General features: G+C 40.9%; 6 protein-coding genes. All 6 read left to right on the top strand.

The window, feature by feature from the left end:
* Positions 1 to 553: 553 nt before the first annotated feature.
* The 6 genes from ACFFRD_RS27920 to ACFFRD_RS27895 all read left to right on the top strand — a co-directional run bounded on the left by ACFFRD_RS27920 (position 554) and on the right by ACFFRD_RS27895 (position 18,201).
* Positions 554 to 2,584: an amino acid adenylation domain-containing protein gene (locus ACFFRD_RS27920; protein WP_392478837.1), complete on the top strand. Its 2,031-nt coding sequence runs from the start codon at positions 554 to 556 to the stop codon at positions 2,582 to 2,584.
* Positions 2,585 to 2,587: 3 nt separating this feature from the next.
* Positions 2,588 to 7,504, top strand: coding sequence for an aminotransferase class III-fold pyridoxal phosphate-dependent enzyme (locus ACFFRD_RS27915; protein ID WP_392478835.1), 4,917 nt, complete (start codon positions 2,588 to 2,590; stop codon positions 7,502 to 7,504).
* Positions 7,505 to 7,871: 367 nt separating this feature from the next.
* Positions 7,872 to 9,023 (top strand): acyltransferase family protein, encoded by a 1,152-nt coding sequence (locus ACFFRD_RS27910; protein ID WP_392478832.1) that lies wholly within the window; start codon positions 7,872 to 7,874, stop codon positions 9,021 to 9,023.
* A gap of 73 nt (positions 9,024 to 9,096) precedes the next feature.
* Positions 9,097 to 12,378, top strand: a complete 3,282-nt coding sequence (locus ACFFRD_RS27905) for an amino acid adenylation domain-containing protein (RefSeq protein WP_392478830.1) — start codon at positions 9,097 to 9,099, stop codon at positions 12,376 to 12,378.
* On the top strand, positions 12,375 to 16,694 hold the full coding sequence (locus tag ACFFRD_RS27900) for an amino acid adenylation domain-containing protein (protein ID WP_392478829.1): 4,320 nt from the start codon (positions 12,375 to 12,377) through the stop codon (positions 16,692 to 16,694). Before ACFFRD_RS27905 ends, ACFFRD_RS27900 begins: the two co-directional genes overlap by 4 nt.
* Before the next feature lie 172 nt (positions 16,695 to 16,866).
* Positions 16,867 to 18,201 carry a transposase gene (locus tag ACFFRD_RS27895; RefSeq protein ID WP_392478827.1) on the top strand — a complete coding sequence of 445 codons (1,335 nt, stop codon included), beginning with the start codon at positions 16,867 to 16,869 and terminating at the stop codon, positions 18,199 to 18,201.
* Positions 18,202 to 18,515: the final 314 nt, after the last annotated feature.

Here is an 18,515-nt window from a genome sequence, read left to right as displayed (position 1 = left end):
CAGTTAATACTCTCATTGCAAATCACCTCTAAAGTTTTAATTTTCAATGAAGATGTATTGAAAATAACTCAGATTTTGAGGAAATAGGTCAAAATAAAAAAACTAAATCTAAGAGTCAGTGCCCTTTCATATAAACATTATAGGATTGCGGCATGATTTCTTGTCAAATTAATCTTGAAATATAATTTAAAAATTAAAAATATGACTAAAAAATGTAATTAAAAATACTAGTACTTAAACAAACCTTGCGTGGTGTTGGAGCAATATTTAGTTTTCAGACATCATAATTCATCGTTACTTATTTATCTCGAAACAATATCGTACTCAACTTACATAGTTTACTGGTTTATCCAAAAATCTATATAAAAGTATCTCTCAATATGAATTTTAGAACAAACCTTAGTATTTTTCACTCAGTAATAATTCTGGTTTTGTATAGTTTAGTAGTAACATTAGCTGCATCGCTAAAATTGACATTTGTTGAATTAAAAATGCAGCACTACTTAAAAACTACAAGTTTTGCAAAAAGATATATTTTTTGCGGAAATAAAATATGAAAGCAATAACTGATTCATTAGCTAAAAATAAAAATCAATTTCTGGTAACTGAGTCTCAAACATCATTATTATCAGATAATAACTTAGAACGATATAATTTAACATTACCTATCTTGAAAGAATCCGAAAAAGACCTACTGATCGAGTGGAATAAGACTCAAACGGATTATCCTCAGCAAGCGTGTATTCATCAGTTGTTTGAAGCACAGGTTGAGAAAACACCTGATGCTGTAGCATTAATCTTTAATAATCAGCATCTCACCTATAGAGATTTGAATAGTCGTGCTAATCAACTGGCACAATATCTACAAACACTAGGTATAGGAGCAGAAACTCTTGTAGGTATCTGCATAGAGCGCTCCTTAGAAATGGTTGTAGCACTTTTAGCTATTCTCAAAGCAGGTGGAGCTTATGTACCGCTAGATCCAGGGTATCCACAAGAACGTTTAGCTTTTATGCTATTAGATACCCAGGTATCTATACTATTAACTCAAAAAGACCTAGTTGCTAAATTACCTACTCATACAGCATTTGTAATTTGCCTAGATGCAGATTGGCATACAATCGCCCAAAATAAAAAAGAGAACCTAAGCACTAACGTCACTGCTGAAAACTTGGCTTATGTCATGTATACATCAGGTTCTACAGGTACACCCAAAGGGGTTAGCGTTATCCATCGTGGTGTAGTTAGGTTGGTCAAAGAAACTAATTATGCTCACCTCACGGCTGAAGAAATAATTCTGCAACTTGCTCCTATTTCCTTCGACGCTTCAACTTTTGAAATTTGGGGTTGCTTACTTAACGGTGGGCAACTAGTAATTTGCCCTCCTCATACACCATCATTAGAAGAATTAGGGCAGATTATTCAACAATATCAAGTCACTACTCTTTGGCTGACAGCCGGCTTATTCCATCTCATAGTTGATGAAAAAATTGATGCGTTAAAATCTTTGCATCAACTTTTAGCGGGTGGCGATGTCTTATCTGTTACCCATGTACAGAAGTTTCTCCAAACAGTAGAGAACTGTCGGTTAATTAATGGTTATGGTCCAACTGAGAATACAACTTTTACCTGCTGCCATCTTATAACAGCGCCACTGCAACCAGGTGTATCTATTCCTATTGGTCGCCCAATTGCTAATACCCAAGTTTATATATTAGACAACAACTTCCAAGCAGTAGCAATTGGAGAAGTTGGCGAATTGTACATTGCTGGAGATGGGTTAGCGAGAGGGTATTTGAATCGCCCCGAATTGACTGCCGAAAAATTTATTTCTCATTCATTTGATAGCAATTTAGCAACCCGTCTTTACAAAACTGGAGATTTAGCTCGTTATCTTCCAGATGGCAATATCGAGTTTTTAGGTCGGATTGACAATCAGGTAAAAATTCGCGGTTTTCGAATTGAACTAGGGGAAATTGAGCGGGAGATTGCACAACATCCTGATGTTCGGGAAATTGTTGTTTTAGCTCGTCAGGATGAAACAGGTGAAAAGCAGTTGACTGCTTACATTGTTCCTCACTATAACAGTAGATATACACACAATAATTTACGTAGTTTTTTACAGCAGCAACTACCTCATTACATGGTGCCATCAGCATTTGTGATGTTAGAATCACTGCCTCTAACCGCAAATGGCAAAGTAGATAGACATAAATTGCCAGCACCAAGTAGAGAACGTCCGCAACTCGAACAAGCATACATTGCTCCCCAAACCGATTTAGAACGTTTGCTTGCAGGTATTTTGTCTGAACTGCTCAAAATCGATCGCGTTGGGATTGATGATAATTTCTTTGATTTGGGAGGAACTTCAATCTCAATTCTACAAGTTGCTGCACGAGTCAAACAGGAACTTGGTATTGAACTACCTGCTGTGAAGCTATTTCAGTATTCAACGATTGGCTCTTTAGCAAAATATTTGGATTCAAACCAGAACAGCCAACCGTCTCATAACAAGCTGCAAAATCGCGCTCAACGCCAACAAGCAGCTCAAGCTCGTCGCCGTAATCATCAACAAGGTGTTTAAGCAATGGTAAATATGCAAACCTCAGATAACCAAGATCCTATTGATGGTGTTGCCATTATCGGCATGGTAGGAAGATTTCCTGGCGCTGGCAATGTTGATGAGTTTTGGCGCAATCTGTGTGAGGGATTAGAGTCAACGACTTTTTTTCAAGATGAAGAATTAGATCCCAGCATTGACCCGAACCTTTGCAAAGATCCCAGTTATGTAAAAGCTAGAGGAATCATTCCTGGGGGAGAAACTTTTGATGCAGCCTTCTTTGGCATTAATCCACTGGAAGCTGTGGTTATGGACCCACAAGCTAGAGTTTTTCTAGAGTTGGTTTATGAAGCTCTAGAAAATGCTGGTTATGAATCAGAATCTTTCGATGGTTTGATTGGATTATACGCTGGTTGTGGTCAAAATACTTATTTTGCCAACCATATTTCTGGACGTATGGAAATTGTCGATCGCATCGGCGAGTTCCAGACCATGTTAGCAAATGAAAAAGACTTTTTAACCACCCGTGCTGCTTACAAGCTCAACCTTAAAGGCCCGGCTGTCAGTGTTAATACAGCTTGCTCTACTTCTTTAGTAGCAATTATTCAAGCTTGCCAAGCCTTAAGCAGCTATCAGTGCGATATGGCTTTAGCTGGTGGTGTATCTATGACTACACCTCAAAATAGCGGTTATATGGCTCAAGAAGGCAGTATGCTGTCTGGAGATGGTCATTGTCGTCCCTTTGATGCCAGCGCTCAGGGCACGATGTTCAACAATGGCGCAGGAATAGTTGTCCTCAAGCGTTTAGAAGATGCACTCAATGAAGGCGATCGCATCTATGCCGTAATTCGTGGTTCAGGTATTAATAATGACGGCGCTGATAAAGTAAGCTTTACGGCTCCTAGCGTAGACGGACAAGCAGAAGCCGTTGCAATGGCCCAAGCTTATGCCAACTTCCACCCAGAAACCATCTCTTATATTGAAGCTCACGGTACAGCTACACCTTTAGGCGACCCCATTGAAATTGAAGCGCTGACGCAAGCATTTCGTGTGCATACAGATGCTAAACAATTTTGTGCGATCGGCTCTCTCAAAAGCAATGTCGGACATTTAGTTGCGGCGGCTGGGGTAGCAGGATTAATTAAAACCGTTCTTGCCCTGCATTATAAAAAGATTCCACCTAGCTTAAATTTTGAGGCTCCCAATCCCAAGATTGACTTTGCCAATAGCCCCTTCTATGTAAATACCAAACTAGCTGAATGGCCAGAAGGTGAAACTCCACGACGAGCCGGTGTAAGTTCTTTTGGTGTCGGCGGGACTAATGCTCATATTGTGCTAGAAGAAGCGCCACAAATTCAAAATTCTGGATCTTCTCGTCCACAACAGCTATTGTTGCTCTCGGCAAAAACTAGTACAGCCTTAGAAGCTGCAACAGCAAATTTGCAGCAACATCTCCAGTACAATGCTGAAATTAACTTAGCCGATGTAGCTTATACCCTACAGCGAGGGCGCAAAGCCTTAAATTATCGACGTAGTGTAGTTTGTCACGACATCACAGATGCGATCGCAGCGTTACAATCTTTAGATCCCAATCAAGTAAATACCCGCCATACAGAAATCCGTAATCCAGCCGTTGCCTTCATGTTCCCCGGACAAGGGTCGCAATATGTGGATATGGGACTGAATCTCTACAACCGTGAACCTGTGTTTCAGGAGGTAGTAGATGAATGTGCAGAAATCCTTAAACCATTACTGGGCGGGGATTTACGAAAAATTATATATCCCGCGCCAAGCGATCGCGAAACTGCGGCTATCGCCCTAAAGCAAACCTGCTTTACTCAACCAGCATTATTCGTCGTTGAATACGCTTTAGCGCAACTGTGGCAAAGTTGGGGAGTCAAGCCCCAAGCGATGATTGGTCACAGCATTGGCGAATTTGTCGCCGCCTGTATTGCGGGTGTATTCACCTTAGAAGATGCGCTGATGTTGGTTGCAAATCGCGGTCGCTTCATGTGGGACTTACCACAAGGGGCCATGCTCTCAGTGCGCTTACCAGCTAAAGAGGTAGAGCCGCGATTGAGTCCAGAATTAGCGATCGCAGCAATTAATGGCCCTTCCCTGTGTGTAGTTTCTGGGCCAACAGAAGCGATCGCGGCTCTGCAAAAACAACTAGAAAGCGAAGAAGTTGTCTGTCGCCGTTTACACACTTCCCACGCTTTCCATTCCCCAATGATGGATGACATCATAGCCCCCTTTGCTGAGGTAGTTAGGAAAGTTAAATTATCACCTCCTCAAATTCCCTTTGTTTCCACAGTTACCGCCGACTGGATTACAGCCCAGCAAGCAACTGATCCGATGTATTGGGCTAGACATTTACGTCAGACTGTGCGATTTGCGGAGGGTATACAAACCTTATGGCAGCAACCAGAACGCGTACTGTTAGAAGTTGGGCCGCGAATCACAACTACGACCCTAGCCCGCCAACAAGCAAAAGATATTAAACAACAGATAGCGATCGCTTCTCTGGGCGATAACGCTGAGAACGAAGCCGAATGGACAGCATTACTCAAGGCAGTAGGACAACTGTGGCTAGCAGGAGTATCTATTGACTGGAGCAACTTCTATCAAAGGGAAACGCGACAACGAATTTCTCTGCCTACCTATCCCTTTGAACGCCAACGCTTCTGGATTGATCCTTTACCTCATCCCAATCGCGCAGCAACTCCCAAACCTTCAAATCCCCAGTTAGAAAATACCCAAGATATGACAAAATCTCCTCAGCAAAAGCTTATTCCTCTGCTAAAAGAAATTATTGAAGAAACATCAGGATTGGAAATCGCTAGTGTTGACGATTTGACAACATTTTTAGAAATGGGATTAGATTCTTTATCACTGACTCAAGTAGGGCTAGCGTTAAAGAAAAAATTTCAAGTAAAGGTAACACTTAGGCAGTTACTAGAAATTTACCCCAATTTAGGAACACTGGCTGACTTTATCAATCCAGCCTTGTCTCCCGAAACTTTATCTGCATTAGGATTAACAGAAACTGTTGCAGAACCCATTCCAGAAGTACCATTACCAGCACCTGCAACCACATCACCCACTTTGGTAGTGCATGAAGTTCATACAAATGGATCTGCACCTCAGATTTCTGCCCAACCTGCTGCATCCAGTTTCTTCGAAAATGTGATTAATCAGCAGCTACAAATCATGAGTCAGCAATTGGCACTATTGGGTAACAACAGTCAACCTGTAACAATCCCAGTTGTACCTGCGGCGACACCTCAAAATAATGGTGTCAAGCCACAAAATGCCGTATCTATCCCAGCGACTCAAACGAGCAAAGAATCACCTGCATCGGTAGACACGGAATCAAATGGCCCTAAAAAGGCATTTGGTGCGGCTGCTCGAATTGAAAAAACCCAGACTAAAACTCTGACAACGCAACAACGAACTTATCTAGACAAAATTATTCAAAGATACACGCAACGGACTAAAAAATCCAAAGAATATACTCAATCCCATCGCCCTTATTTGGCAGATCCAAGAACTGTTTCTGGCTTTAACCCGACGATGAAAGAGATGGTTTATCCCATCGTAGCGTCTCGTTCATCGGGTTCTAAACTTTGGGATCTTGATGGCAATGAATATGTCGATTTAAGCAATGGTTTTGGTTTGAATTTGTTTGGTTGGTCGCCACCTTTCATTACCGAAGCAATTGAAGCACAACTGAAACTTGGCATGGAAATTGGGCCGCAGACTCCCTTAGTTGGAGAAGTGGCAAAGCTGATGTGTGAGTTGACCAACTTTGACCGAGCAGCTTTTTGCAACACAGGTTCAGAAGCGGTTTTGGGAGCGATGCGGATGGCACGCACCATCACAGGGCGTAACTTAATCGCCATCTTTTCTGGAGCTTATCACGGTATTTTGGATGAAGTAATTGTTCGGGGGACAAAAAAACTAAGGTCAATTCCTGCGGCTCCTGGTATCCCACCCGAAATGGTAGAGAACATTTTAGTGGTGGACTACGATTCACCTGAGTCTCTAGAAATCCTTAGAAGCCGGGCTGATGAGTTAGCAGCAGTGATGGTTGAATCTGTGCAAAGCCGTCGCCCTGAATACCAGCCCAAGGAATTCCTTCAGCAATTACGTGATTTCACTGAAGAAGCTGGTATTGCTCTAATTTTTGACGAAATCGTTACCGGATTTAGAATTCATCCAGGTGGCGCTCAGGCACATTTTGGTATCAAAGCTGATATAGCAACCTACGGCAAGATTGTGGGCGGTGGACTACCGATTGGAGTCATTGCTGGGAAATCGCAATATATGGATGCTTTAGATGGTGGATTTTGGCAGTTTGGGGATGACTCAGTTCCAGAAGTTGGTGTAACTTACTTTGCCGGCACTTTTGTCCGCCATCCTTTAGCACTAGCAGCCGCCAAAGCAGTACTTCAACATTTAAAACAGAGTGGCCCCAGCTTGCAGCAAAATCTCAATGCCAGAACCGATAAATTTGTAGCGGAACTTATGGGCTATTTCCAGAAAGTTCAGGCTCCGTATACAGCTTATAACTTCGGCTCCCTGTTTATGGTGAAATCTGCACCAGAGTTTCCTTACGGAGACTTACTATTTTATTTACTACGGGATAAGGGAGTGCATACTTGGGATCATCGTCCTTGCTTCTTGACAACAGCCCATTCCGAAGCCGATCTAGCTTTTGTAATGGCAGCCTTTAAAGAAAGTATTGCCGAAATGCAGTCTGCTGGCTTTTTGTCTGCACCGCCCATAGAAGTAACAAACAGCGAAGTTACTAATAACAGCCTACGTAATCGTCCTCCGCAACCTAATGCCAAATTAGGACGCGATCCCCAAGGCAACCCCGCCTGGTATATCCCCGATACCGAGCGACCTGGGAAATATTTACAAGTTGCAAGTGTTTCCTAAGTGCTTTAAAAAATTGGCGTTGCTGATTGCAAGTATGAAGTCATATCAAAAAATGTCAATTCCTACTCCAATTCAGCAACACCAAAAATTCACTGTGTTTGCAAATATTAAATACTCATCGATTAGGGCTTTTTATATTAACTGATAATCTAATTAAACCTAGTTCAAGTAAACCCTAACAAGATAATAGTAGAAATTAGAAGCTAAACTTTTGACAGATTTGATATAGCAAAATGATTTTTATAAATAGTGTGGGCAATGCTCACCAAAACCATAATTGGGTGAACAACTTGTATTTCAAAAATCTCATAAAACCATCAAGATTATCCTAAAAATATCTAACTGTTTATATTCTTGAGATAATTCAATGCCAAAAATATCAATGTATAACCAAATCAATTCGCTCACCGCTCTGCGCGGTATTGCAGCTTTGGTTGTTGTTGTACATCATTTCTCATATTACACTTTACCTAAAACTGGTTCAACTTTATCAGCATATAGCAATTTTTTTCGTAATGGATATTTGTGGGTTGATTTTTTCTTCATTCTGAGTGGTTTTATCATGACCCACGTTTATATTGAAGATTTTTCATTAAAAGTTAATTCATCTAAATATCGTTCATATTTATTGTCGCGTTTTGCCAGAATTTATCCTCTACATATATTTATTCTATCTCTATTCATCGGATTAGAAATTTTAAAAATATTTCTACTAAATAATTCTGCTTTTACTGGCAAATTTAATTTAACTGCCCTTTTTGCTAATATTTTCCTTCTCCAAGCATTCGACTTAAATTGCCCACCTTTATTTTGGTGCGATACTTATTGGAATGAGCCAGCTTGGTCAATTAGTGTAGAGTTTGTTATTTATTGCGTATTTCCATTTCTCTTATTTTTGTTATTACGAAATAACGAGAAAAATGATTTAAAAATTTATGTTTTTGCTCTCTTCAGTATATTATTACTAATCGCTTTTACCCGTGGAAATTTAGATAGTATTATTGGCATACCTTCCATAGCTAGGTGCGGGCTAGAGTGCATACTCGGCATTATAACTTATAAAATTTATCGCAGAGGTAATTATAGAAATTATTTTAATCTTAACTTACTAGCAATTATAGCTATAACTTGGATAATTCTGATTATGAATTACTACTGGACTTATTGGCGTAGTCTTCATGATTGGCTAATTTTACCAGCTTTTTCTCTCCTAATTTTAGCTGTATCTATCAAAAATAATAGTGTAATATCAAAATTTTTAAATTCAAGGTTGATGCTGTATTTCGGGACTATATCTTACTCGATTTACATGGTTCATTGGTTTGTTCAAGAATTGTTAAAAACATTATGGATTTATAAATTCCACCATGCTTTTGGCAAAGGATTCACAGAATATGGAGCCTTGACATCTTTAGGAGTATTTCTTATGATTATCATATTGGCTGCATCATTGACATATAGATTTGTAGAGGTTCCGATGCGTAATTATTTAAAGTCTACAATCTTGGCTAAACAATGAATTTAAATGCCAATGCTTTTCCAAGAAAAAATTAAATTTTACTTTGAATAAACTGAGAAAATAAGAGAATTTTATGAGCTTATTACCTGTAGATTACCAATCCAGTTTAACTGCGGTTGATTTTGATCCATTTGCAGATGGAGAATTACTTCTAACCGCCCCTGCCACAGAATCACAAAAAGAAATCTGGGCTTCTGTACAAATGGGGGATGCTGCCAATTGTGCTTATAACGAGTCCCAATCTCTGCGACTAAAAGGCGAACTTGATGTCAAAGTTTTCCAGTCTGCGGTGGAAAAGTTAGTACAACGTCATGAAGCACTACGGACAACTTTTAGCACCGATGGCAATACACTCTGCATTGTTGCTTCTCGGCAAATTGAAATCCCTATTATTGATCTTTCCAGCTCAGAACCACAAGAACAACAGGAAAAATTAGCTAGTATCTTGCGGCAAGAGGTAGAGCAACCTTTTGATTTGGAACATGGGCCGCTATTTCGGGCAAAAATTGTCAAATTGCAGGCGCAGGAGCATCTAGCTACTTTGACAGCCCATCATATTATTTGTGATGGTTGGTCTTGGGCAGTGCTGATGCCAGATTTGGGTAAACTTTATTCTGGCTTGCAACAGGGTATTGTTCCTGAATTAGAAGAACCAGACAATTTAAGTGAATATGCGATTGTGCAGGAAGAAGAGGCGGATAGTCCAGAAGCGATCGCCACAGAACAATATTGGTTGGAACAATTCGCTGACTCTGTACCTGTTGTAGATTTCCCCAGCGATCGCCCCCGTCCACCACTCAGAACCTTTAATGCTGCCCGCGAAGATTGGCATTTAAGTCCCGAACTAGTTGCTAACCTCAAACAACTAGGGACAAAACTCGGTTGTAGCTTTATGACTACTATCCTGGGAGGATTTGAGGTTTGGCTGCACCGTCTGACGGGACAAAACGACTTGGTTGTTGGTATTCCAGCCGCCGGACAAGCTGCGTTGGGGCAATATAATCTCGTAGGGCACTGTGTAAACTTATTACCATTGCGTAGCCAGATTGATGGCGAAAAATCTTTCAGCGACTATTTGCGATCGCGGCGATCGGCTGTCTTAGATGCTTACGATCATCAACAATTTACCTTTGGTAGTCTGGTCAAAAAATTAGTTTTGGCACGAGATTCTAGCCGTATTCCCTTAGTTCCCATTACATTTAATATCGATCAGGGTTTAGACAGTGATAAACTCCCCTTCACTGGGTTAGAAGTAGAATTTTTCTCTAACCCCCGTTCCTTCGAGAATTTTGAACTCTTCATCAATGCTACGGAATTACGTGGTCAGATGACCCTGGAATGTCAGTACAACACTAATTTATTTGACGCTGACACTATTCGCCACCGGATGGCAGAGTTTGAAACTTTGTTATTGGGTATAGTTGCTAACCCCAATCAAAGTATTGCTAAATTGCCAATTTTACCAGCAGTAGAGCAACAGTTATTAGCAACATGGAACCAGACACAAACAGACTATCCCCAACATAAATGCATTCATCAGTTATTTGAGGAGCAGGTAGAACGCACCCCTGATGCTGTGGCGTTGGTATTTCAAGAACAACAACTTACTTATCGAGAGTTAGATATTCGCGCCAACCAATTAGCGCAATACCTGCAAACATTAGGAGTAGGTGCAGATGTTCTTGTGGGAATCTGCGTTGATCGCTCCTTAGAAATGGTGGTAGGTCTTTTAGGGATTCTGAAAGCAGGTGGAGCTTACATCCCCCTAGATCCGGGGTATCCGCAAGAACGTTTGGCTTTCATGCTTTCAGACACCCAGATCAAATTACTGTTGACCCAAAAACAGTTAATTAACAAACTACCTGCTCACGCAGCAAATGTAATTTGTCTAGATACTGACTGGGATACTATCAACCAAGCAACGCCAGAGAACTTAATTAGTAATGTCAAGGCTGACAACTTGGCTTATGTAATGTACACATCTGGTTCTACAGGTCAGCCCAAAGGTGTTAGTGTTATCCATCAAGGTGTAGTTAGATTAGTCAAAGAAACTAACTATGTAAGCATCACTAACAAAGAAGTTTTTCTGCAAATTAGCCCTATCTCTTTTGATGCTTCAACTTTTGAAATTTGGGGTTGTTTGCTTAATGGTGGAAAACTAATAATATTCCCTCCCCATACGCCATCTTTAGACGAATTAGGGCAATTTATTCAGCAATATCAGGTGACAACCTTATGGCTAACGGCGGGTTTATTCCATCTAATAGTTGATGAAAAAATTGATGCTTTAAAACCCTTACGTCAACTGTTAGCAGGTGGCGATGTTTTATCCGTTACCCATGTTCAGAAATTTATCAACACAGTAGAAAACTGTAAACTAATTAATGGTTACGGTCCGACAGAAAGTACAACTTTTACCTGCTGTTATGAGATTACAGCACCACTAAAGCCAGGGGCTTCTATTCCTATTGGTCGCCCCATTGCTAATACCCAAGTTTATATATTAGATTCCCATTTACAACCCGTCCCAATTGGAATCACAGGTGAGTTGTATATTGGTGGCGATGGTTTAGCACGAGAATATTTCAATCGCCCGGATTTGACTGCTGAAAGATTTATTGCCAATCCCTTTAGCTCAGATTCTCAATCACGCTTATATAAAAGTGGAGACTTAGCTCGCTATTTGCCAGATGGAAAGATTGAATACCTGGGTCGGATTGACAATCAGGTAAAAGTGAGCGGTTTCCGCATAGAATTGGGTGAAATTGAAATTGCACTTTTGCAATATCCGGCAGTAAAAGAAGCGGTAGTAATTGTTCGAGAAGATGCTCCTGGTGAGAAAGTATTGGTTGGTTATTTTGTAGCAGAAACTGGTCAAGATAGCCCGCAAATAATCTCCGAGTTACGTCGATTCTTAAAACAGCAGCTTCCTGAATATATGGTGCCCAAGATTTTTATGGCACTGGAAGCCTTGCCGCTAAATGCTAACGGCAAAGTTGATCGTCGGGCACTACCAAAGCCTGATTCTTTCCGTCCAGAACTGGAAGCAAATTATGTAGCGCCCCGCACTCCCATTGAGCAGCAGATTGCAGATATCTGGACACAGGTTTTAAATGTCAGGCAGGTTGGGATTTACGACAACTTTTTTGAACTAGGTGGATATTCTCTACTAGGAATTCAAGTGGTTTCTCGATTGCGCCAAGCCTTGCAAGTAGAAATTCTCATGTCCAATTTATTTGAATTGCCAACGGTAGCAGATTTGGCTGAACGAGTGGAAACTCTGCGTTGGGCAACCCAAGGTGTTCAGGCTGCTGATAGTGAAACCGCTGATGATTATGAAGAAGGTGAGCTATGAAAACATTAGATGAACTACTCTCTGAACTACGTCAGCGCGATGTCAAACTTTGGTTAGAGGGCGATGCCTGCGGCGGGCATAGCCAACGCTTACGCTATCGGGCAGCAAAAGACAGTCTCACACCAGAATTGCTCACCGAGTTAAAAACTCAAAAAGCCGAAATCATCAACTTTCTAAAACAAATTACTACAGCTGCCAGTTCACAGATTCCCCCAATTGTCGCTTGTGAACGAAATGGCAACTTGCCGCTTTCCTTTGGTCAGCAACGGATATGGTTCCTGCATCAATTTGAACCTAATAGTTCCTCAAATAATATGCCCGTTGTGGTGCGTTTTACGGGGAATCTCAATGTTGCTGTTCTAGAGGAAAGTTTAAGAGAAGTCGTCCGTCGCCATGAAGTTCTGCGGACAACTTTTCCCGCCGTGAATGGCAAGCCCACTCAAGTCATTGCCACCGATGTTTCCTTGACGCTGCCAATAATTGACTTGCGGCAAGTACCAGATGAAAAAAGAGAGGCTGAAGCTCTCCTACTGGCAACTAAAGAAGCTCATCAACCCTTTGATCTCGCTAATGGGCCGATTTTGCGGTTGCTGCTACTGCGGTTGAGCGATCGCGAGCATCTGCTAATCTGGAATATGCACTGCATAGTTTGTGATGGAGCTTCTTCCGATATATTTTATCAAGACTTCACTACCATCTATAAAGCATTGTCGGCGGGAAAAGCTTCTCCCTTAACTCCTTTACCAGTGCAGTATGCCGATTTTACCAATTGGCAATATCAGTGGCTCCAAGGAGAGGTTTTAGAGTCACAGGTAAACTACTGGAAGCAAAAGCTAGAAGGCAATTTACCGATCATTGAGTTACCTTACGATCATCCGCGTCCTCATGGTGTGCAGACATATCGAGGCGATCGCGGTGCCCTGCTGCTATCAAAGACGCTGAACCATGCTCTGACAGACCTGAGTCAAAAATGGGGTGTTACCCTCTTCATGACTCTCCTGACAGTGTTTGAGCTATTGCTCTACCGTTATTCTGGACAAGAAGACCTACTGATTAGCTTTGCAAGTGCAAGTCGGGGACAAGTAGAAACCGAGCGGCTGATTGGATTTTTCTCTAATACTCTTGTAATGCGGGGTAACTTAGCAGGAAATCCAACTTTTCGACAATTGTTAGACCGCGTGCGTAAGGATTGCTTAGAGGCTTATACCCATCAAGACTTACCATTTGAGAGACTAATTGAAGAACTTAGACCAGAACAACAAAGTCGGAACAGTTCGCCTTTATTTCAAGTAAAGTTCTCCCTCAATCCTCCTTGGTCAAATGGTCGTGGTATGGGAGCATTGCAACTACCTGATTTGACTATTACTTCTCTATTTGGTTACATCTATCATGGTAAAACCAAATACGATCTGACATTAGTCTTGCGGGAACAGGATAATGGTCTGGGCATGGTATTTGATTACAATGCCGAGATGTTTGATGCCAGTACCATAGAGCGAATGTTGGGACACTTCAAAACTTTACTTGAAGGTATTGTTGCTAATCCCGATCAGCCGATATCTGAATTACCTCTGTTGACAGCACCTGAGCATCAATTATTGGTTGACTGGAATGGCAAACAAGCTGATTATCCCCAGAATACTTGTATCCATCAATGGTTTGAGGCTCAAGCTAAACGAACTCCAGATAATATTGCAGTAAGTTTTGAAAATCAGCAAGTAACCTATCAGGAACTCAACCAGCGTGCAAATCAATTAGCCGACTATTTGCAAACTCTAGGGGTAAAATCGGGGGTACTCGTCGGTCTTTACGTAGAGCCTTCGCTAGAGATGATTGTGGGGCTGTTGGGTATTTTGAAAGCTGGGGGAACTTACGTATCCATAGCTCCGACATCTGGGCAAGATAGTCTGTCTTTCATTTTAAAAGATGCCCAAATATCCATAGTGTTAAGCCAAAGCTCATTAGTTGAGAAGTTCTCTGAGCATCAGGTACAAGTTATCTGTTTAGATGATGATTGGAAAGGTATCGCACTACACACAACAGAAAATCAAGATTACTATACCACAGAGCAGACTATCGCCTGTGTGATGTATGTGTCCGGCGGCAATGGAAAACCCAATGGTATAGCCATTACCCACCGTAATCTCGTCACCCACAGCCTAGCAATCAGTGATACTTGGGAGTTGACCCAGAGCGATCGCCTCCTACTTTTACCTAGTATCACTTACAATTCTTTTATAGAATCATTGTTTCCCACTTGGATTGCTGGTGCTACTGTAATTCTCCAGTCTCAAGAGCTACAATCGACAGCGCAGTTTTTCTCATTCATTGCTCAACAACAGATTACCGTTGTTAATCTACCTACGTATTTTTGGCATCAGTTAGTTAAAGAGCCGTCTCTATCTCCACAAACCTTGTCAGTCAGCTTGCGCTTAGTCGTGGTTGGTGGTGAAAAAGTCTCACGTAATGCTTATTTAACTTGGGTAGAAAAAGTTGGCAAGCAAGTACGTTGGCTTAATGGCTATGGATCGCTAGAAACAACTTTAACCGCCACGGTTTACGATCCGGCAACTGCCACTGAAGCCAGTAACACTCGGTCAGAAATTCCTATCGGAAAAGCGATCGCTAATACCCAAATCTACATTCTCGATCGGCGATCGCAACCCCTGCCAATTGGCGTTACTGGCGAAATCTACATCAGTGGTATCGGTGTTGCACAACGCTACTTTAACCGTCCCGAATTAACATCTGAGAAATTTATCCCCAATCCCTTTAGCAGCGAATCCGGGTCATACCTTTACAGAAGTGGCGACTTTGGACGCTACTTAAGTGACGGTAATATTGAGTTTATTGGCCGCCGAGATAATCAGGCTAAAATTCGCGGTTTTCGGATTGAGTTGACAGAAATTGAGGCAATTTTGGATCAATATCCAGGCGTGCAGAATGCTGCGGTGATTGCCAGAGAAGATGTTTCTGGGGACAAACATTTAGTGGCTTATCTTGTCCCTAAACCAGACGAGACGATTGGGAGTGAGCAACTATTGAGTTTTCTCCAGCAAAAGCTACCTGAGCATTTGTTGCCTACCTTTGTCATAGTTGATTCTCTGCCGTTGAATGCTAATGGTCAAGTTGATCGTCAAGCCTTACTTGCTCTCAATCCAACTAATATTGAAAGAGAAAAAATATTTGCTACAGCAGAAAATCCATTACAACTTCAATTAACAGAAATCTGGGAAAATGTTTTAGGAGTTCATCCGATTGGAATAACAGATAACTTTTTTGATTTGGGTGGACACTCACTGCTGGCAGTACGTCTATTTTCTCAGATTGAAAAGATAGTAGGCAAAAATCTAGCTCTATCTATCCTTTTACAAGCTCCAACTATTGAGCAGTTAGCTAATATTCTTGAGCGAGAAATATGCTCAAAACCTGGGATTGCGGCGATACCAACAGCTGATGTCAAATCTGAAACATCAATTCCTTGGTCATCTTTAGTAGCTATTCAGCCCAACGGTTCTAAGCCTCCTTTCTTCTGTGTACATGGTTTGGGTGGAGAAGTTCTACGTTTCCGTGAATTGGCTGTGCATTTAGGATCAGATCAACCATTTTATGGACTACAACCACAAGGGTTAGATGGAAAACAGCTTCCTTACACCCGAATTGAAGACATGGCAGCGCACTACATTCAACAAATCCAGACTATTCAGCCCCATGAGCCTTATTTAATCGGTGGATACTCTTCTGGGGGTTTAATTGCTTACGAGATGGCTCGGCAATTGACCATACAAGGTAAGGAAGTAGCTTTGCTAGTTCTATTTGATACTTATGGCTCAAAAAATACTGAATCTCTATCATTGCAAAAGCCAGCCTCTCGTGATTGGAAGAGTCTTTTAGCAATTGCATCTAACTATCTTATTGATCAGGTAAAAGGAAATACAGAACGGTTTAAGTATCAAATCAAAGAGATACTTTGGCGGTTTGTCTTTCACTTTCACTTGATTCTTGGTCGCCCCTTGCCTTACTCCAACCGGAAATACATGGTGGAACATGCCACTATACAAGCGCTAAGAAAATATGTTCTAAAAGTTTACTCAGGTAAAGCAACCGTATTCCGAACAGAAGATGGTCTTGTAGTTGGACAACGAGAGGCTGATTCCAAAATGGGTTGGGGTAAATTGGCATTAGGGGGAGTAGATATTTATGATATTTCTGGGATTCATAATTCCATTTTTAAAGAACCCCATGTACGATCTGTGTCTGAAAAAATGAAGTCTTGCATAGATCAAATTATTGCAGAAAGTAACTCAGTGAAGTAAAAAACTTAACTCTATAAGCCAGATAGAAAGACTGTTTTGCTTCTCAGTTCTGACTCTTTAAACTTCGTTACCTGATCAATACCTTTGCCAAAACAAGAGTATGAAGAGAGAGGGCGCTCTGTAGTAGAGTTGTTGTCTTCCCAAACGACAACTCAAAAACTACAATTCGCCCATGTTCGACATCCTATCACTCTTACAATGCCTGCTACCGCAGATAAACGCTACAACAATGCGGCAGTTGAACCAAATAATCCTGGCCATGTTAGCGATGAGCGGACGAGTCACGATGTTGGGAATCTCTCGTTGGACAAGCACTGGTGGCAGTTATCGGACAATGTTGAGATTCTTTCATACAGTAATACCTTGGGCGACGTTATTTTGGCTATTTTTCCACAAGCATTTGTTCCGTGCAAATGAAGTGTATTTGCTTGCTGGAGATGAAGTTGTAATAGGTAAATCAGGAAAACAAACTTATGGGATGGATAGATTTTTTTCGAGCCTGGTTAGCAAACCTATATCAGGGCTATCTTTTTTTACATTATCATTAGTAAGTGTGGGGCAAAGGCACTCATTTCCAATACAGATAGAACAGGTCATAAAGAGCGATATAGAAAAAACTAGCCCGTCACCAACCAAAGAATTAAAGCAGAAAAAGAAACGTGGGCGACCAAAGGGGAGTAAAACCAAGAATAAAACTCAGGTAGTTCTCACATCTGAATTACTGCGAATTCAGAAGATGATTAAGTCATTATTTAAGTTATTAGCTAAATTTATTCCTCTGACTTACTTAGTGTTGGATGGTCATTTTGGGAACAATAATGCCTTGCAGATGGCTCGTCAACTTAAGTTACATATAATTTCTAAGCTTCGCTACGATTCATCACTATATATACCTTATCAAAATCCTGATCCCGATCAGCGCTCACGTCGTAAATACGGAGATAAAATTGATTACGATAACATACCTAACAAGTATTTATGTAAAAGTATCATTGATGAGGATATTCAAACTGATATTTATCAAGCAACTTTCCAACACATTGAATTTGCCCAAGCTCTGAATGTAGTTATTCTAGTCAAAACCAATCTTAAAACTCATGCTTGCAGCCATGTGATTCTATTTTCTAGCGACCTGAAATTGTCATTTGAGAAAATAATTGACTACTACAAGCTGCGCTTTCAGATCGAATTCAATTTTCGAGATGCCAAGCAATTTTGGGGATTGGAAGATTTTATGAACTTAAGTCAAACTGCTGTAACTAATGCTGTTAATCTAGCATTCTTTATGGTCAACTTATCCCATCATCTTCTCGCGGATTTTCGTCTCCTTAATCCCGACTCCGGCATCCTTGATCTTAAGGCTCATTATCGTGGTTTTCGATATGTTCGTGAAATTTTAAAAATGCTTCCCGAAATGCCTGAGCCTATTTTATTAACCCAGATTTTTGCCAAGCTTACTTCTTTAGGGCGTATTCATCCCGTTTCTACAGGCATTGAACCCTCGTAAATTGGCTAAGGTATTGCTGATTAAAGTTATTTCTGAATTCTGTTTTAGTGATAGCTTTCCAACCTCATCTCACTTGCGGGATGGGGTTGTTTTATTTGCGGGTAATAAATAACTTTCACTGGCGGCTTGATATATGTGTAAATGCGATACTTGAGTGTCAGTACTGTCTAATATTAAGTACGAGTAATTACTTAGGCAAATCAAACAATCTCATCCCAGTTGTGAGATGAGGTTTTTTTATGTACAGCTATTAATGAGACTCAATATGGATTAAACTAGTGAATTTACTGAAGGCAATTATTGTCTTTCCTTCA

The sequence above is a fragment of the Nostoc sp. C110 genome, from assembly GCF_043099725.1.
Classification (GTDB): domain Bacteria; phylum Cyanobacteriota; class Cyanobacteriia; order Cyanobacteriales; family Nostocaceae; genus Nostoc; species Nostoc muscorum_A.
The sequence above is the reverse complement of the archived record's forward strand: the minus strand, read 5'-3'. Positions and strand labels throughout refer to the sequence as shown.